Here is a 17,370-nt window from a genome sequence, read left to right as displayed (position 1 = left end):
ATTATGTCGTCAATGCTTAAGCAAATTAGGTTAGATTCGGGTAAAACTTTAAATCAGGTATCTAGTGATTTAAAAATTAGAAAAAAATATTTAGTAGCTTTAGAAGAGGGTGATTTTGATGTTTTACCGGAAGAAGTATACGTAAAAGGTTACTTAAAATTATACTTAGATTATCTTAACGTAAAAGATCGAAATGCAGAGCAGATAGAAGCTACTAAACAGAACGAAACCGAAAAATTATTAAGTAATAAAAGAGCTACGGCATTGATAAATTATAAACGTAAAAAACAATTAGTACTTTATATCTATTATAATGTTATCGATTATTATTGTAAGTCATTCATTCATAATTAACGCAACTAATTAATGCTTGGGCAAAAATGGATAGTGAAATATTAAAGAGATTAATGGAAGAAGTTGAGCATAAACTTGACGAGTTATTGCAGGTACAAACGAATAATCAAAATGAAGTTAAAAAATTACAAAACGAAAATAAAGAATTAAAAGATAATTATATAAAAATGCTAGATCAAATTAACATTTATATTAATGAACTTGAAGAAATAAAAAAACAGCAAAAATAATTATGTCAATTGTTACGGTAACATTAAATAACAAGAGCTTTCAATTATATTGTAATAATGGAGATGAGGAAGAATTACTATCTTTAGCGAATAAATTGAATGATAAAATAGCGGAAATTAAACTTGGTAGTCCCACAGCCTCTTTTGAGCTATTATTAGTTATGGCATCTCTTAATGCTCAAGCTGAAATAGCTAGTCTAACAGAAAAACTTAATAAAAACGGCTTTCAAAAAAATCATCCTGATGAAGAAAAATTCGCAGAAACCTTAACTACTATAGCAGGTTACCTAGAAAACCTTGCACGTAAAATGGGAAAGTGATATATTAGCTCTTGGCTGCTTGGTTCGTGAGCTTAATATTAACCTAGGACTACCACTAACTTTTAGGACATCGTCCCTGTCTAATACTAATTCAGTTTAGATATATGAAGTCCACCTTTACATAAAGGTCTTTGAAGGATTTTAAGTAACGGCCAAAGCGGTCATGTATACCTATGTCATTCCCGCGTAGGTGGGAATCCAGGGTAAAGCGGATAAATTGAGCTTTTAGTTTTAAAAACTTGCTGTATTTATGCTTCTTATTAATGGATTCCCACCTACGCGGGAATGACATAATAGAACTGCTTTCAAAAAATACACATCCTAAAAAAATGAAACAAACAAAATCAAGCAATAAAGTTCTCGGTGCTTTTTTAGGCACTATCATTGAATATTACGACTATAGTTTATATGGTTTTTCAGCGGCAATTATCGCCGATAAATTCTTTTCAGCCGGTACTGATCCGTTAACAAAGCTTGTAAATGTTTTTGCCGTTTATGCAGCAGCATATTTATCAAAACCTGTGGGGGCTTATATTTTTGGACGTATAGGGGATATATACGGTCGAAAAAAAGCCTTAAGTTTTACGATTATCGGTATTGTAATACCTACCTTAATAATAGGTTTATTGCCTGATTATTCTTCGATAGGAGTTTGGAGTACGATAATTTTAGTGTTATGTCGCTTTATGCAAGGTATTTTTATTGGAGGGGAATATGACGGTGCAGCGATTTATGTTATTGAACATTTAGGAGCAAAATACCGATTTACTGCCTCGGCAATAACTAGATGTACAGGAGTAATGGGGTTATTATGCGGGATTGGTGCAACTAATTTCTTCAATTCTCATATTTTTCCGGAGTGGGGTTGGCGTATTCCGTTTTTACTAAGTTTACCGCTTGCATTAATAACTCTTTATTATCGCCGGAAATTTGATGAAACACCGGAGTTTAAAAAAGCACACCATAGCCAAGATTCTATTGAAAAACTTAGCTCTATAATTAAAAAGCAATGGAAAAATATTGCACGGTTAATATTTTTAGCCGGAGGTTTTGGAGCAACATATCAAATTGCGATCATCTTTATGAAACAATATTTACCGATCGTATTACCTTCAGTCGGTATTATTATGAGTTCTTTTTCAGTCTTAATAGTAATATGTTTTGCTGTTTGCATGCCGATTGCCGGCTTTATTGCCGACCGTTTAGGAGTTAATTCGGTATTAAAAATCGCATTTATATGTACTATTACAGCAAGTGTATTTTTTGTGATAGCAGTAAAATATCAAATGACTAATTTAGGGATTGCAGCTAGTTTAATGTTAGCTGCATCAGTTGCACCTTTTAATGCTCTTGCTCATAGTATAGTTATTAAGTCTTTTGTAGTTAAGGAACGTTACCGTGTTATAAGTTTAGGACATAATATCGGTTCAATGTTAATGTCCGGTACTGCTAATTATATTTGTGCAAAGGTAATAAAATCATTTGATTTTAACCTATTCCCGATTTTATATCTTTGTATATTTGCCATACTTGCTTATTCTATGACGATGTTGTTTAGTAAGGATACTGAAGAGTGATAAAATTAAGGCTTCGTTGCATGGAACGGTTTTTTCGTCATTGCGAGAAGAATTACGTAGTAATTCGACGAAGTAATCCAGTAAAAAATTCTAATTTACAGAATTTTTTTAATCTTTTTCTGGATTGCCGCGTCGCTTCGCTCCTCGCAATGACGATTTCGGTATTATGGTTTTATAGATTCTAAATCGCTTCATCAAATAGGAAAAATTTACCTATTTCAGGGATAATAAACTTATTTTCATCAATATTATGCTTTTTCATAGCTTGTCGGAGTTCCAAAGGAGCCGCATTAAAGGCTTCATCAGCTAATTGAAAGACATCAAAATGACTAGCTATAGAGTATTTAGAATTTAAGTCCAAATGAGTAAATACGGCTTCTTCAGGATTCATATGTACCGGTTTCATAAACCATCTTGGTTCATAAGCCCCTATCGGAATAAGGCTTATTAAAATATTATGTTTTTTCCCGATCTCTTTAAAAAGAGTATCGTTATAACCCGAATCACCTATAAAACAAATATCTCCTATCTTAGTTTTAATGATAAAAGTTCCCCATAATGCTTTATTTTTATCAAATATTCCTCTAGCCGACCAATGCTGTGCCGGTTCTAAATAAAATTCTACAGCGTCATTCAGAAAACTTGATACAAGCGAATTTTTCGAGCCAAGCCTTTGCTCACGTACTTCTGTACGCTCCTCAGGCTTGCTCTTAAATTCATCTTGTCTGAAGCTTTCTGAATTTAGCTGTATTTCTTGTTCTTTATATGATTCTCCCCATCCTAAGGTAATAATTTCTGCATTAGGAATATGTTTTTTGATTATTACGTCATTGGTTAGCGGTGTAATAATCTTAGGCTTATCTCGTAGCCATAAATCTTTAATTGTTCTGATATCTAAGTGATCATAATGATTATGACTTATTACTATAATATCTATTTTAGGTAAATCGATAATATTAATACCAGGCTTTACTACTCTCTTTGGTCCTGCAAAAGTAAAAGGACTAACCCGCTCCGACCATACCGGGTCAGTTAAGATATTCAAACCGTCTATTTGAATTAAAAAGGTTACATGTCCTATATAGGATATCCTTATAGTCTCATTATCAGTTATTTTTTGTGGTGGAATATCAGTGGAAGTAAGCGGCAGTGTTGTAGGCCATTTTGGTCGTTTTGAAGTTATTTTCCATTTTAGAATATCAAGTAAGGTTTTAGGTTTTATATTAGGATCAATATTGAAAAACATATTTTTATTTAGATAGACCTTCCTTTCGGTTTATTAGAGTTTTTAACTTGTTCAGTAAAAGATTTGTTTCCTTGAGTTTTTTGAGCTGCCGGAGTTTCATTAATTACTCCTAGAGATGGTTTATGCTTAAATTCGCTCATTTTATCTCGCAGTATATGAACAGCTTCAAGATCTGATTTAGGAAATTTAGTCATGAACGCTGGCATTTCTACAGTTTGTGCTATTTCTACTATTCGTTCTTTACTGATATCTCTACCTATCACTTTATCTAATGGAACATTTTTGTAATCAGCAAGAGCAACAATTGCTCCCATATCAGGCATTTTTGTACGACCATCTAGAAAATTTTTCCACGCTGTTTCATGGGTATTTGTTTTTTCACTTAACTTATACGGGGTTATATTGTCTTCTGTTAATACCTCTTTTACAAATTTTATTAAATGCTCTCTAGCTTTGTCTAAATCTTCTTTAAACTCCTTTCTAATTTTTTCTAATTCTTCTTTTGATGCTCCTAGAGGTACTCTATACTTACTATCAGGGAATTTAGTTTTTTCTTTTGACCTTATATCTTCGCTCATTATTTTTTCCTGTAAAATTTACTCCTAAAAATTGAGAGTTAAAATAATTTTTTTAAATGATAAGAATTTATGATTTTTAAGAGGCTATTATTAAATGTCTTTATAGATAGTCTCTAAGACTATTTATTAATATATAACTAATAAATAGTAAATAGAAGATAATTATAATGAAAATAATAAATTTAAGCTATTTAATTAAGTATTTAGGTCTTAATATATGAAATTTAAATTAATCTATTTTAACTTTTTTTGTCACAAATTATAAAATTTTCTGAAATAGAAACCATGCCTTTTCAAAATCTTATAATTTTAATATAAAATAACTTAAGATATAAATTAAATTTCAGATGTAGAATCTAAGATATTTTAAAAAGATTATATAAATTAAAAATTGTTTTTTCTGCATCTTGATCATTTATTAATAAGGTAATTTTAACTTCTGATAATTGTATCATGTTAACATTTATATTATCTTTCGTTAACTTTGATAATATCATTTCAAGTACTTTACAATCATTTTTAATCCCATAACCAATAAGAGAGATTGTAGCAATTTCGGCATCAAAAGTAAAATCTTGTATCTGCTTATCATTTTTTAAATTAGTAAGTAAAACCTGTAAATTATTTTTATCGGTTAAATTTGTAATAATAAAACTATATTCTTCATTATTTTTTATCTCTTGCATAAATTCAATATGATTATTATTTTGTGTAATTATATTTGCAACTTGCAAAAAACTTAAAGAAATGCTCTTTACAGATATTTTTAATAAATTTTTATTAGAAGTAATGCTGTTAATAATTCCATTCTCCATATTTTTATCCTTTGAAGTAATTAACGTACCTTCTGTATTCGGTGAAAATGTTGAAAGAACACGCATATCTATTTTATACCGCATTACTAGCTCTACGGCTCTAGGGTGTAGTACTTTTGCTCCGCTTGATGCTAGTTCTAACATTTCTAAAAAATCTATTTCTTTTATCTTCTTGGCATTTGGAATAATTCTTGGATCAGCAGTAAATATTCCCTCTACATCGGTATAAATATCACATCTCTCGGCTTTCATAGCTGCAGCGATTAAGGCGGCAGTAGTATCGGATCCTCCTCTGCCCAAAGTGGTTAACCTATTGGATTTGTTAGTTCCTTGAAAACCGGCTATTATAGGTACGGTATTTAACTGTAAATATTTTTCTAGTAAATCTGTAGTAATTGATTCTACTAAAGCTTTGCTATGATTATTATCGGTGAGAATCGGTAATTGCCAAGCTAGAAATGATTGTGCCTTTATGTCTTCTTCTTGAAGAGCGAGTGCTAGTAATGAAGCAGTGACTATTTCGCCGCTAGAAAGTGCTACATCATATTCTGCAAATTGAGAAATGTTGTTAAGGCTTGATACTTCATTACACAATGTGATAAGTTGATTAGTAACACCTGCCATAGCCGAAACTACTACAATTACTTGGTTATTTTTAGCTATTTCGGCTTTTATGATAGGAACGATTTTTTTTATTCTATCAATATTTGCAACGGAAGTACCACCAAACTTTTGAATTATTAAGGCCATAGATTATATAGGAAGCCTAATATAATATTATATAATTAATTTTCTGCTTGTTGTTATCTAGATTACTGATATTGTTGCGTGGTTTGAAAAACTCACTCGATGTCATCTACGCATAGATACCGATGTCATTCCGTTGATCGCAGGAATCCAGAAAAAAAGTGTAAATATAGCGAATTTTTAAAATTAAAAGCTCGATTTATCTCGCTTTATGCTGGATTCCCGCCTATGCGGGAATGACATCGAATAGGTTTTCCAATCCATACAACAATGCCATAAAAAGCATTTTTCGTTCCACGTAACACTTAGTAGATCAAACCGCAATACTTAAGCACTTGCAATTTCTTTAACATTAACGATTTTATGATTTCGCTTAGTTAAAAATTCTACTCTACCTTCTATCAAAGCGAATATTGTATGATCTTTGCCAAGCCCTACATTCGTTCCAGGATGAATTTTTGTGCCGCGTTGTCTGACTATAATATTACCGGGTATTACATATTGTCCGTCGGCTTTTTTAACTCCCAGCCTTCGACCGGCCGAGTCTCTTCCGTTCCTAGAACTACCACCGGCTTTTTTGGTTGCCATTTTATAATTCCTTTTAAGTTATTATTATTGTTTGGTAATATCTAATATTTTTAATTCCGTCAGTTCTTGACGATGACCGGCTTTACGACGATAATTTTTTCTACGCTTTTTCTTAAAGACTATAATTTTATTATCTTTAAGTTGGTTAGTAATTTCAGCCGTAACGACAGCCCCTTTAACTATTGGAGTACCAATAAAAGAAGGCTTTGAGTATTCGCCAATCATTAAAATTTGATCAAACTGAATTTTAGAGCCAAGTTCTCCATCAATTTTTTCGACTTTAATAATACTATTTCTGTCTACTTTATATTGTTTTCCACCTGCTTTTATAACTGCGAACATGAAAACTATCTCTTTAAAAATTTATAAATATTTGTCGTATCATATTATTATATTGAAGATTAGTCAATGATAATATTATGTTATACTCGATGAACTTGAAAAATTGGCTACGTCATCTTACAAGGACGAGGGTGCTCACGTATTAAGTAACTGCTGCCGCTCCTCGTCTTGTAGATTCCTTGCTCTTTTTCAAGTTGATCTTCGTATACTACCTTTTCACTTACTCACATTATCTATTAACACAAATATAATTGCGTATTGAGTTACTGCAGCAAATATTGCGGCTAACAAATCATCAAGCATAACGCCGATACTGCCCTTAATATTTTTGTCAAACCAATTAATAGGCCAGGGCTTTACTATATCAAAAAATCGGAATAGACAAAAAGGTAATATGAAAAGTAATATAATATTTATTGTTAGCGGACTAAAATATTTAATTAAATGCGATTCGTTAGCAAATAAAGCAGAAAAAAATACTAAAACGATAGTTAGCATTTGCCCTACTACTTCATCAATTACCACTTCTTTGGGGTCTTCTGAATTTGTATAATTTAAATATATTTTAGTAAAATAAGTGCCGAGTATTAAGAGCATCAAACATAGGCTAAAGCTTATAATAAATATACTGACAAGTTGAGCTTCACCGAGAGTAAGACTTGAGAAAGGAATGATTATTTTGTTATTAACAATAAAATATATTAAAAAGTAAGTTAGAGGGAAAGCAGCAAGTGAGCCAAAAGTGCCGGGACAGTATTTAATCTTCCCGATATAAAAAAAAGTAGCAAAAAATTCTGAAAATTGTTTTTTAGTAAACATTTCTTTAATTATTTTATCCTAGATTAGAGCTATAATATCTTATATAATAAAATTTTAACTTATACAGCAAAAATATCATGGGAATGAGCTTTAGCCATTTATTAATAGTTTTATTAATTATTTTTGTATTATTCGGTGCCGGTAAATTACCTCAAGTTATGTCCGATTTAGCCAAAGGTCTTAAAGCTTTTAAAGACGGCATGAAAGATGATGGTAGTGATAACGATAAAAATAAATAATTAACTCGAGGTAACTCCCCTGCGGATACCCGAGTCGTCATTGCGAGCGACCGTAGGGAGCGTGGCAATCTCAGGACATTTGACGAGATTGCCGCGTCGCTTCGCTCCTCGCAATGACGATTTGCTATTCACGCAATAAATTTTTAATTCCCTGAAACAGTAGAATATACACCATTCTCTTTCCTGATAATGTCATACCGTCTCTGTGCTACTCCATCGATGAAATGAATATTACCGGATAAACCTATATAAGGTTGTCTACTGTTCATTCTATTTAAAAACCTTTCAGATGCAAATTCATTGCCTATGTAGTTTGCAGTCATACGTCCTAAATCATAAGAAAGAAGATGCATGAAGCCCATATGGTTAATACCTAAGTCTTTTGCCCTATCTGGAACGTTGCTATTGAGTAAATTTAAAGAACCGGTAAAGCTAATATCGATATTTTTAGGGTAATCGATATCAATACGATTATCACCGATTAAAATAGCTTTTTTATCTAAATTATATTTACGAATGTTATCGGCAAGTAGGTTTAAATTTTTTGGATCATCTGATAGATAAATAACCGGTTTTGTTGTATCGCTACGCTCATTTATAATATCGGTATTGTCTGAAATATTTCTTGCGGCTTTTGCTATAGATTCAGGATTATCCTCATAGAATTCGGTGCGTGATAATGTTGCGTTTTTCTGAATTAATATATTTTGCATTACTTGGCTAATAGTTTGGGAATGCTTCCCTTTAGGTAACAATGCCATAAAATCTTTATGGTCGTTACTTGCGTAATAATTGATGATGCGTATCAGTTGTTTTAAAGGTGCATGACCGAATACAAATAATTTATCTTCTGCAAGAGCCGGGTTATTTGACATAGTTATAATAATAATATCATTAGCTTTTGCTTTTTCGGCTATTAGAGAGGTAAAGTTAGAATATAGAGGACCTAAAATAATCTTAGTTTTACGTGCTACTATTTTATCCATAGCGGCTAAAACGTTTTTTTCGTCTGAACCGTCGTAAGAAGTAACATGTATGTAAGATTTAATCCCGTCGTTAAGTCCCATTTTAATTAAATCTTTATATTGTTTCCCGACAATACTATCAGGACCCTGATTTGGCATTAAAATTGCAATCTCAATTTCTTTTTGTTCTTTTTTTGGAAAACTTATAGGTTCTTCTTTAGGAGTTTGACAGGACGTTAAATATATCAAGCAAAAAAATGATAGAACGATTCGTAGTTTATGTTTTATACTAGCCATAATATTACTTAAAATTTAAAAATTATGATTTTGAAGTCAGGATTATATATTGTTTCAACACCAATCGGTAATTTTGAAGATATAACGCTTCGTGCTATATCGACTTTAAAAAATTCGGATATTATCTTATGCGAGGATACTAGAATATCACAAAAATTGCTAGCAAAACATGACATTCATACAAAATTACAAATTTATAATGATCATAGTGAGGAGAAAGATAGAGAAAATATTATAAGTTTAATAAAATCAGGCAATATAATAAGCTTAATTTCTGATGCAGGGACTCCTTTAATTTCCGATCCCGGCTATAAGTTAGTTAGAGATTTGCGTATTCTTAATTGTCATATAGACGTAGTACCAGGGGTATCTGTACCGGTTACTGCTCTAACTTTATCAGCTCTTCCTACTGATCGATTTTTATTTCACGGGTTTTTACCTAAAACTATAGAAAGTAAGAAAAAGATTTTTTCTGAGCTAGTAAATCTTAAGGCTACATTGATTTTTTTTGAAACCGCTCCTCGTTTGATAAACACCTTATCGGTAGCTAAGGAAATACTAGGAAACCGAGAAATATGTGTAGCTCGTGAGTTAACTAAACTGTATCAGGAAATAAAAACAGGGGATATAGATGAAATAATAGAGTTCTATCAAAATAATATTTTAAAAGGTGAGATAGTATTACTGATTTCAGGAAATATACAAGAACAAAACCAACAAACAAATTTAGAAAAATTTATAGAACTTTGCTTAAGTAAAAACTTAAGTAGCAAAACCACTACCGAACTTGCTTATGACAAATTCAAAGATGTTTATAGTAAAAAAGAGATATATAGATTGGTGAACAAGCAAAAAACTTAATAGACTTCTTCGGAAACTCTACTTCTAGGGGTAATTTGTACGTCGATCCGGTACTCGAATCCTCACGTATGTCTATATACGCTGCGGTTCTGCGTTCCGTGTCTCCTTCAAATTCCTCCCTATAAGCGAGTTTCCGAAGAAGCCTAATATAAATTTATAGTAGAATTTACCTTAGAATATGGTAAAATAAAGAGAAAAGATAAAATTTAGTAGTATAATATGTATAAAGTTAATCCAAGAGTCGATTTAGCCTTTAAAAAATCTTTGGAGTAGAAGAGAATAAGGATTTGTTGATCTCGCTTATTAATTCAATAAGTAAGCAAAGAAGATCAGGTTGCAGAAGTAACGCTGCTTAATCCATATAACCCGAAGAATTTTTGGACAGATAAGCTGTCTATCCTTGATATTAAAGCCAAGAGTGAAAGCGGTAAAATATTTAATATTGAAATACAAGTGACGGATGAAGCGGATTACGATAAAAGAGATTTGTATTATTGGACAAAAATGTATACGGAACAACTGAAAGAGGGAGCGGATTACTCGGAGCTAAATAAAACAATAGGAATACATATACTTAATTTTACCTGTATTACAGATACAAATGAATATCATAACGCTTTTCAGTTAAAGGAAATAAAAAACGGTTTAGTATATTTTAAAGATATAGAGTTACATACTATAGAGCTTAATAAATTTGCTAAGAACCCTAAAGAAGAGTTATCGGATGTCGTTAAAAAAGTTAAAAACGCTTTAGATATATGGCTAGCATTTTTAACACGTAATGATTTATTAAATAAAGATAATTTACCGAAAGAGCTAGATAATAAGGAGCTAAGAAAAGCATTAACAATACTTGAAGTAATAAATTTAAGTGATGCAGAAAGAGAAGAATATGAGAATCGTAGAGAATGGCTTAGAATCGAAATGAGTGCTTTTAAAAGGACTGAAGAAAGAGGTATAGAAAAAAGAAATATTGAAATAGCAAAAAACTTGTTACTTAAAAATATAGATATAAATATAATAGCAGATTCTACAGGGCTAACTACAGAGGAAATAGAGAAGCTAAAAGTAGAAATCGGTAAGGCAGGAAAGTAAAAAGTCGTCTGTGATATAGCAGACGACCTATTATAAAAACAGTAATTTAGTTAGTTGAACTGTAAGGACAGCCGCAGCTTTTTTTAGGCTTATTTCTTTCTGCCGAGTCCTCAAGTTTTTTACCAGCTGCCTGCATATCTTGATCTGCACCTTGCATTGTATTACAAGCACTTGTTAAGAAAGCTACAGCTACTAATATAGAAGTTATAAGTGCTGAACGCATAAATTTACCTTTATCAAATTGAGCTTAGATATTATGAAGTAAGCAAGAAATTGTCAACCTGAAAATGTATTAATATAGTACTCACAATACTCTTTAATAGGGCAAATATCGCAATCGGGTTTTCTAGCTTTGCAAATATATCTACCGTGCAGAATTAGCCAGTGATGGGCATGAGTTAACCATTTCTCATTAATAATTTGCAGTAGCTCTTTTTCTACTATTTCAGGACTATTACCTTTAGCAAGTCCAATCCTTTTGGCTACTCTAAAAACATGCGTATCAACTGCCATTGTCGGCATACCGAATAAGCAGTTTAGTACAACATTGGCAGTTTTTCTGCCAACGCCCGGTAGTTTAACTAATTCCTTAAAATCGTTTGGTACTGAAGCTTGATAATTGCTTATCAATATTTTACATAATGCGATAATATTTTTTGCTTTGCTGTTAAATAGTCCGATAGATTTTATATATTTTTTAAGCCCGTCTTCGCCGAGTTCTAAAATTTTTTCCGGTGTATCATAAGTTTCAAATAAAGATTCAGTCGCTAAATTTACCGATATATCAGTGGCTTGAGCAGATAATATTACCGCTACTAATAAGGTGAAATCATTCTTATATATTAATTCGGTTTTCGGATTTGGATTATTCTTGCTAAAAATCTCAAAAATTTTATTAACTATTTGTGCTTGCATGATGTATTATGAAGAGTATATTTTAGAGAATAATATTTATATCAGGTTTTGAATGATGGAAAATAAAAATTTTGAATTTATAGAAAATAAAATAAAAAATAATAAAGTAGTGCTGTTCATGAAAGGTACTAAGGAAGCTCCAATGTGCGGCTTTTCTGCTAAAGTAGTAGCTATTTTGAATAAATTAGGTGTAGAGTTTCGTGATATTAATGTATTTGTTAATCTGGAATTTCGTGAAGATTTAAAAAAATTTAGCGATTGGCCAACATTCCCACAATTATACATTAAAGGGGAATTAGTCGGCGGTTGTGATATTGCAACGGAGCTATACAATAATGGCGAGCTTGAGAAGATGTTGAAGAGTTGAGATGTCATACTGAGACTCTTTGATGTTATTCCCGCGAAAGCGGGAATCCAGCGTAAAGCGAGATAAATCGAGCTTTTAGTTTTAAAATTTAGAGTGTTTAAATTTTTTAATGACTGGATTCCCGCTTTCGCGGGAATGACATATAAAACATAACAATTTTGTAAAAAACATGAACAAATATTTAGAATACCCAGAAGTAGAAAGTAAAGAGCAGCCGCCGAAGAAGCTAGTAGTATTACTGCACGGTGTCGGCTCAGATGGACATGATTTAATAGGACTTGTGCCTTATATCAAAAATGATTTACCCAATTGTCATTTTATTTCCCCGCATGGTATCGAGGCTTATGATATGATGCCTTACGGTAGACAATGGTTTAGCTTGCAAGACCGCAGTCCGCATATTATAGCAAAGCTAATTGCGAATAATATTTCTAAACTTGAAGATATAATAAAGCAAAAGCAAGAAGAGCTAAATCTAACCAACAAAGATACTATCATTATCGGTTTTTCTCAAGGTACTATGATTGGTTTATATTTAACTCTGATTCAGCGAGAACCGTTTTTTTGTACTATAGGTTTTTCGGGTGCATTAATTCCACCTATGAAAGTTAATAATAAGCTTACCCCTATATGTTTAATTCATGGGGAATTAGATGAGGTGGTTGGTGTTAGTGAGATGTATAATGCTTCAAACTATTTATCTAAGCTCCATATAGAGCATAGCGGGCATAAATTAACTTCTCTCGCTCACTCAATAGATGGACGGGGGCTTGAGATTGCGATTAATTTTATAAATAGCGTTGTTGCATGAATTGGTTTCCCGTCATTGCGAGGAAAAACTGTAAGTTTTGACGAAGCAATCTCAGGATATTTGACGAGATTGCCACGCAGCCTACGGCTGCTCGCAATGACGATTAGATACCTACAAAACCAAAAACATATGAGGATGAATGAATATTTTTAATAATAATTTACATGAAACGGATAAAGAAATTAATGAAATAATAAAGCATGAAAAGGCACGTCAAAATAGTGTAATCGAGCTTATTGCATCAGAGAATTTCGTAAGTCCCGCAGTGCTTGAAGCTCAAGGATCGATTCTTACCAATAAATATGCCGAAGGATATTCCGGCAAACGTTTTTATAACGGTTGTGAGGAAGTAGATAAAGCTGAGAATTTAGCTATAAAGCGAGTAAAAAAACTCTTTAACTGCAAATATGCAAACGTGCAACCTCATTCAGGCTCACAAGCAAACCAAGCCGTGTATCTCGCTTTATTACAGCCGGGTGATACAATTCTTGGCATGTCCTTAGATAGCGGCGGGCATCTAACGCACGGTGCAGCCCCGAATATGTCCGGTAAATGGTTTAACGCCGTTTCTTATAGCGTAAATAAAGAGACTTATTTAATCGATTATGATGAGATTGAACGCTTAGCGGATTTGCATAAACCAAAATTACTTATAGCCGGTTTTTCTGCTTATCCTCGTAATATTGATTTTGCAAGATTTAGAGAAATAGCGGATAAAGCCCAGGCTTACTTTATGGCAGATATTGCTCATATTGCAGGGCTCGTTGCCACAGGTGAGCATCAAAGCCCTATTTCTTACGCTCATATTGTTACCTCTACCACTCACAAAACACTTAGAGGACCGCGAGGCGGTTTAATTTTATCTAACGACGAAGAGATAGGCAAAAAGATAAATTCTGCATTATTTCCAGGACTACAAGGCGGTCCGTTAATGCATATAATCGCTGCAAAAGCCGTAGCTTTTTTAGAAAATTTGCAGCCTGAATATAAAAGCTATATTAAGCAGGTAATAAGTAACGCTAAAGCTTTAGCAAGTAGCTTGCAAGAAAGAGGATATGATATATTAACAGGCGGAACAGATAATCATATTGTTTTAGTGGATTTGCGTAAAGACGGGATTACCGGAAAGCTTGCTGCTAATTCTTTGGATAGAGCAGGGATTACATGTAATAAGAATGCTACCCCGTTTGATGAAACTTCACCTTTTATCACTTCAGGTATTCGCCTTGGTACTCCCGCATGCACTACTAGAGGATTTAAAGAAAAGGATTTTGTATTAGTCGGTCATATGGTAGCAGATATTTTAGACGGCTTAAAAAATAATGAAGATAATAGTAAAGCTGAACAGAAAGTGCTAAATGAAGTAACAAAACTAATTAAATTATTTCCGTTTTATGACTAATTTAAATAAACGACCTAATTGGATAAAAGTAAAAGCTCCTAATTCTGCGGAATATTATAATACAAAAGATTTAATAAAGAATCTGAAATTAAATACTGTGTGCGAGGAAGCTGCTTGTCCTAATATCGGTGAGTGCTGGTCAAAAAAACATGCAACCGTGATGATTTTAGGTTCGGTTTGTACTAGAGCTTGTAGGTTTTGTAATGTCAAAACCGGTAGACCGGATTTACTTGACCCGCATGAGCCGCAAAGGTTAGCGGAAGCGGTACAAAAGTTAAATCTTAAGCATGTAGTAATTACTTCCGTCGATCGTGATGATCTTGATGATGGCGGAGCTACGCATTTTGCACAATGTATTAGCGAAATTAGAAAATCATCGCCAAATACTACTATTGAGATTCTAACTCCTGATTTTTTAAGAAAAGAAGGAGCAGCTGAAATAATAGCTAATTCAAAGCCTGATGTCTTTAACCATAATGTCGAAACAGTACCGTCTTTATACAAAACGATTAGACCTGGAGCTAGATATTATAATTCTTTAAGCTTACTTCACAATATCAAAAAATTATCTCCTGAAATTTTTACAAAATCCGGTATGATGGTAGGGCTTGGAGAAGAAATAAGTGAAGTAATACAGGTTATGGATGATTTAAGAGAAGCAAAGGTTGATTTTCTAACTATTGGGCAGTATCTGCAACCTACCAAAAATCATGCTGAGGTCGCAAAATATGTTACTCCCGAAGAGTTTAAATATCTAGAGCGAGTAGCAAAAACAAAAGGATTCTTGATGGTTTCGGCAAGTCCGTTAACCCGTTCTTCATACTATGCCGATGAGGATTTTCAAAAATTAAAAGAGAATTACCAACAGCGTCATACAGTGGCTTAACGCTGAAAAAACTTGTAATAATGGAGTATAAAAATTAGTAAATTTATTAAACAGCTTGTAAATCCTGTGATTAATGAAGAGCTTGAAGTTGCTTACAAAACTATGGCTAAAGATACAAAAGCTGAAGAAAAAGCCAATGAGTGGGTAGAAGGATTAATAGAAAGTGATTTTTATGAAAAGAGGTGAAGTATGGTGGATAGATTAATCAGTCTTTCTTTGGTGTTGTTGTATGGATACTAGAACCGTCATTGCGAGGAGCGAAGCTTTGCTGCAATCCAGCAAAATAATTAAAAAAATTCTGATTTACAGAATTTTTTACTGGATTGCTTCGTCGAATTACTGCGTAATTCTTCTCGCAATGACGAAAAACCTATCCACGCAACAATACCTTCCCGCCTACGTGGGAATGACATTGATGTGATAGGATTAAGAAATGATAAACGTAGAAATCATAAAAAATTACAACAAATGGCGTGAGCATAAGCAGATAAATAAGAGTTTAATCAAAAAAATAACTCAAAATATTTTATTGCGGTTTGATAATTTTAGTAAAATAAAACAATTTGAATTATCAATTTTACTAACAAATACTGCAGAAATATTGACCTTAAACAAACAATTTCGTAATATAGAAAAAGCTACTAACGTTCTTTCTTTTCCAAGCAACGAATTAAATTGGCAGGATTTATATTCTAAACTTGAATTTTTAGGCGACTCTGATTATATGCATTTAGGTGATATAGCATTTTGTTATGAGGTAATATATAATGAATCGTGCGAGCAGCAAAAAAATTTTGAGAATCATTTTATTCATATTTTAATACATAGTATTTTACACTTAATTGGGTTTGATCATCAAAATGACACAGAAGCAAATATTATGGAAAATCTAGAAATTGAAATATTATCATATTTCGGTATTTCTTCCCCTTATTAACTAAATAAAAAAATTTATGTTAAAATCTTCAAAAAAAGAAGATTCTAGTAAAAAAAATCAAAATAATAAGTTAATTTTTACTGTACGAAAATTATTATCTCTGATAAAAAATTTTTTTAGAAAAACAAAAACGCCTGATAATTTTTTTGGTGTCATAAAACGCCTTAAAATTAATAGCCAAAAAATGACTTTAGACGAGCGTAATATTTTAGCTAATTTATTGGAGCTAGAAGATAAAACTATTGAAGATATAATGGTACCGCGTTCCGATATTGCGGCAATAAAATTAACTACGAATCTAGAAGAATTAAGTGAGTCTATTAAGTTAGAAGTCCCACATACACGAACTCTTATATATGACGGTACTTTAGACAATGTAGTAGGGTTCATTCATATCAAGGATTTATTTAAAGCATTGGCTACAAAGCAAAATGGTCGTCTAAAAAAGCTTATACGTAAGCATATAATTGCAGCTCCTTCTATGAAATTATTAGATTTGCTAGCAAAAATGCGTCGTGAGAGAACACATATTGCAATAGTTGTTGATGAGTATGGCGGTACTGACGGTTTAGTTACCATTGAAGATCTTATAGAAGAAATAGTAGGACGAATTGATGATGAGCATGATCAGCAATTAGATAGCGATAATTTCAAGGTTATTAATAACTCAACAATTATTTCAAATGCACGTGTTGAAGTAGAAGTGCTTGAAGAAATAATAGGAGAAAAGCTAAAAAATGATGATGATGAGTTTGATACGATAGGTGGTTTAGTATTGACTAGAGTAGGTAGTGTTCCGGCTATCGGTACTAGAATAGATATTTCAGAAAATATTGAAATTGAAGTTACGGACGCAACTCCTCGTTCTTTAAAACAAGTCAAAATTAGACTAAAAAACGGCTTGAATAGTAAATGAACATGAATTTAGAGTCGGTTTGTCCTCTAAATTCGTTAAAAATATTTTGTTAATATATTTCAA

Annotated in this window: 25 protein-coding genes, 1 other RNA gene and 1 pseudogene; 16 read left to right on the top strand and 11 right to left on the bottom strand. The window is 32.3% G+C overall.

Annotated elements, in window-relative coordinates:
* Positions 1 to 3: 3 nt before the first annotated feature.
* The 6 genes and pseudogenes from BN1174_RS02880 (at position 4) to BN1174_RS09780 (ending at position 2,666) form a co-directional block, all read left to right on the top strand.
* Positions 4 to 367: pseudogene (locus tag BN1174_RS02880) on the top strand (helix-turn-helix domain-containing protein).
* A 13-nt stretch (positions 368 to 380) separates the two neighbouring features.
* On the top strand, positions 381 to 584 hold the full coding sequence (locus BN1174_RS02875; RefSeq protein ID WP_040256353.1) for an RP576a family tick cell line-upregulated protein: 204 nt from the start codon (positions 381 to 383) through the stop codon (positions 582 to 584).
* A 2-nt stretch (positions 585 to 586) separates the two neighbouring features.
* Positions 587 to 904, top strand: coding sequence for a cell division protein ZapA (locus tag BN1174_RS02870; protein ID WP_040256352.1), 318 nt, complete (start codon positions 587 to 589; stop codon positions 902 to 904).
* Between the two features lie 9 nt (positions 905 to 913).
* A non-coding RNA gene (gene ssrS, locus BN1174_RS08560) (6S RNA) lies at positions 914 to 1,072 on the top strand.
* 161 nt (positions 1,073 to 1,233) lie between these two features.
* Positions 1,234 to 2,481, top strand: coding sequence for an MFS transporter (locus tag BN1174_RS02865; RefSeq protein WP_040257944.1), 1,248 nt, complete (start codon positions 1,234 to 1,236; stop codon positions 2,479 to 2,481).
* A gap of 20 nt (positions 2,482 to 2,501) precedes the next feature.
* A complete protein-coding gene (locus BN1174_RS09780) occupies positions 2,502 to 2,666 on the top strand; it encodes a hypothetical protein (RefSeq protein ID WP_156138456.1) in 165 nt (54 codons plus the stop codon).
* Here BN1174_RS09780 and BN1174_RS02860 read toward each other — a convergent pair.
* The 6 genes from BN1174_RS02860 to BN1174_RS02835 all read right to left on the bottom strand — a co-directional run bounded on the left by BN1174_RS02860 (position 2,663) and on the right by BN1174_RS02835 (position 7,616).
* Complete coding sequence (locus BN1174_RS02860) at positions 2,663 to 3,727, bottom strand: MBL fold metallo-hydrolase (RefSeq protein ID WP_052454727.1); 1,065 nt, start codon at positions 3,725 to 3,727, stop codon at positions 2,663 to 2,665. The genes BN1174_RS09780 and BN1174_RS02860 overlap by 4 nt on opposite strands.
* An 8-nt stretch (positions 3,728 to 3,735) precedes the next feature.
* A complete protein-coding gene (locus BN1174_RS02855) occupies positions 3,736 to 4,305 on the bottom strand; it encodes a hypothetical protein (protein WP_040256349.1) in 570 nt (189 codons plus the stop codon).
* Positions 4,306 to 4,661: 356 nt separating this feature from the next.
* Positions 4,662 to 5,870: an aspartate kinase gene (locus tag BN1174_RS02850; RefSeq protein ID WP_040256347.1), complete on the bottom strand. Its 1,209-nt coding sequence runs from the start codon at positions 5,868 to 5,870 to the stop codon at positions 4,662 to 4,664.
* A gap of 324 nt (positions 5,871 to 6,194) precedes the next feature.
* Entirely contained in the window at positions 6,195 to 6,455 is a 261-nt protein-coding gene (rpmA, locus tag BN1174_RS02845; protein ID WP_011271503.1) for a 50S ribosomal protein L27, read from the bottom strand.
* A 24-nt stretch (positions 6,456 to 6,479) separates the two neighbouring features.
* Positions 6,480 to 6,797 carry a 50S ribosomal protein L21 gene (gene rplU, locus BN1174_RS02840; RefSeq protein ID WP_004997480.1) on the bottom strand — a complete coding sequence of 106 codons (318 nt, stop codon included), beginning with the start codon at positions 6,795 to 6,797 and terminating at the stop codon, positions 6,480 to 6,482.
* Between the two features lie 216 nt (positions 6,798 to 7,013).
* Complete coding sequence (locus tag BN1174_RS02835; RefSeq protein ID WP_040256341.1) at positions 7,014 to 7,616, bottom strand: phosphatidylglycerophosphatase A family protein; 603 nt, start codon at positions 7,614 to 7,616, stop codon at positions 7,014 to 7,016.
* 77 nt (positions 7,617 to 7,693) lie between these two features.
* Here BN1174_RS02835 and tatA point away from each other — a divergent pair, with 77 nt between their 5' ends.
* Positions 7,694 to 7,855: a twin-arginine translocase TatA gene (gene tatA / locus BN1174_RS02830; RefSeq protein WP_004997483.1), complete on the top strand. Its 162-nt coding sequence runs from the start codon at positions 7,694 to 7,696 to the stop codon at positions 7,853 to 7,855.
* A gap of 143 nt (positions 7,856 to 7,998) precedes the next feature.
* Here the strand turns inward: tatA and BN1174_RS02825 are convergent, their stop codons facing one another.
* Positions 7,999 to 9,117, bottom strand: coding sequence for a penicillin-binding protein activator (locus BN1174_RS02825; protein ID WP_040256330.1), 1,119 nt, complete (start codon positions 9,115 to 9,117; stop codon positions 7,999 to 8,001).
* 24 nt (positions 9,118 to 9,141) lie between these two features.
* Here BN1174_RS02825 and rsmI point away from each other — a divergent pair, with 24 nt between their 5' ends.
* Complete coding sequence (gene rsmI, locus BN1174_RS02820) at positions 9,142 to 9,978, top strand: 16S rRNA (cytidine(1402)-2'-O)-methyltransferase (protein WP_040256329.1); 837 nt, start codon at positions 9,142 to 9,144, stop codon at positions 9,976 to 9,978.
* Here rsmI and BN1174_RS08555 read toward each other — a convergent pair.
* Entirely contained in the window at positions 9,920 to 10,132 is a 213-nt protein-coding gene (locus BN1174_RS08555) for a palindromic element RPE1 domain-containing protein (RefSeq protein WP_082022353.1), read from the bottom strand. The genes rsmI and BN1174_RS08555 overlap by 59 nt on opposite strands.
* Before the next feature lie 194 nt (positions 10,133 to 10,326).
* On the opposite strand from BN1174_RS08555, the gene BN1174_RS02815 reads away from it, so the two are divergent.
* Positions 10,327 to 11,073: an Rpn family recombination-promoting nuclease/putative transposase gene (locus tag BN1174_RS02815; protein ID WP_082022270.1), complete on the top strand. Its 747-nt coding sequence runs from the start codon at positions 10,327 to 10,329 to the stop codon at positions 11,071 to 11,073.
* Positions 11,074 to 11,119: 46 nt separating this feature from the next.
* On the opposite strand, the gene BN1174_RS02810 is transcribed toward BN1174_RS02815, so the two are convergent.
* Positions 11,120 to 11,296, bottom strand: a complete 177-nt coding sequence (locus BN1174_RS02810; protein WP_040256326.1) for an entericidin A/B family lipoprotein — start codon at positions 11,294 to 11,296, stop codon at positions 11,120 to 11,122.
* Between the two features lie 53 nt (positions 11,297 to 11,349).
* Positions 11,350 to 11,988, bottom strand: a complete 639-nt coding sequence (gene nth, locus BN1174_RS02805) for an endonuclease III (protein WP_040256324.1) — start codon at positions 11,986 to 11,988, stop codon at positions 11,350 to 11,352.
* 52 nt (positions 11,989 to 12,040) lie between these two features.
* Here nth and grxD point away from each other — a divergent pair, with 52 nt between their 5' ends.
* From grxD to lipA, 5 genes are all read left to right on the top strand, one after another.
* Entirely contained in the window at positions 12,041 to 12,355 is a 315-nt protein-coding gene (gene grxD / locus BN1174_RS02800) for a Grx4 family monothiol glutaredoxin (protein WP_040256322.1), read from the top strand.
* A 169-nt stretch (positions 12,356 to 12,524) separates the two neighbouring features.
* Complete coding sequence (locus tag BN1174_RS02795; RefSeq protein WP_040256320.1) at positions 12,525 to 13,166, top strand: alpha/beta hydrolase family protein; 642 nt, start codon at positions 12,525 to 12,527, stop codon at positions 13,164 to 13,166.
* A gap of 15 nt (positions 13,167 to 13,181) precedes the next feature.
* Complete coding sequence (locus BN1174_RS09775) at positions 13,182 to 13,319, top strand: hypothetical protein (protein ID WP_156138454.1); 138 nt, start codon at positions 13,182 to 13,184, stop codon at positions 13,317 to 13,319.
* Positions 13,306 to 14,568: a serine hydroxymethyltransferase gene (glyA, locus tag BN1174_RS02790; protein ID WP_040256318.1), complete on the top strand. Its 1,263-nt coding sequence runs from the start codon at positions 13,306 to 13,308 to the stop codon at positions 14,566 to 14,568. The genes BN1174_RS09775 and glyA overlap by 14 nt, the downstream gene beginning before the upstream one ends.
* Positions 14,561 to 15,454, top strand: a complete 894-nt coding sequence (lipA, locus tag BN1174_RS02785; protein WP_040256316.1) for a lipoyl synthase — start codon at positions 14,561 to 14,563, stop codon at positions 15,452 to 15,454. The genes glyA and lipA overlap by 8 nt, the downstream gene beginning before the upstream one ends.
* 287 nt (positions 15,455 to 15,741) lie before the next feature.
* Here the strand turns inward: lipA and BN1174_RS12220 are convergent, their stop codons facing one another.
* On the bottom strand, positions 15,742 to 15,867 hold the full coding sequence (locus BN1174_RS12220) for a hypothetical protein (RefSeq protein WP_269378812.1): 126 nt from the start codon (positions 15,865 to 15,867) through the stop codon (positions 15,742 to 15,744).
* Positions 15,868 to 15,887: 20 nt separating this feature from the next.
* Here BN1174_RS12220 and ybeY point away from each other — a divergent pair, with 20 nt between their 5' ends.
* Together ybeY and tlyC are read left to right on the top strand one after the other, a co-directional pair.
* Positions 15,888 to 16,391: an rRNA maturation RNase YbeY gene (gene ybeY / locus BN1174_RS02780; protein ID WP_040256314.1), complete on the top strand. Its 504-nt coding sequence runs from the start codon at positions 15,888 to 15,890 to the stop codon at positions 16,389 to 16,391.
* A gap of 16 nt (positions 16,392 to 16,407) precedes the next feature.
* On the top strand, positions 16,408 to 17,307 hold the full coding sequence (gene tlyC / locus BN1174_RS02775; RefSeq protein WP_040256311.1) for a hemolysin C: 900 nt from the start codon (positions 16,408 to 16,410) through the stop codon (positions 17,305 to 17,307).
* Positions 17,308 to 17,370 lie beyond the last annotated feature (63 nt).

The sequence above is a fragment of the Rickettsia hoogstraalii genome (assembly GCF_000825685.1).
GTDB classification, from domain to species: domain Bacteria; phylum Pseudomonadota; class Alphaproteobacteria; order Rickettsiales; family Rickettsiaceae; genus Rickettsia; species Rickettsia hoogstraalii.
This window is presented reverse-complemented; position numbering and strand designations above follow the sequence as displayed.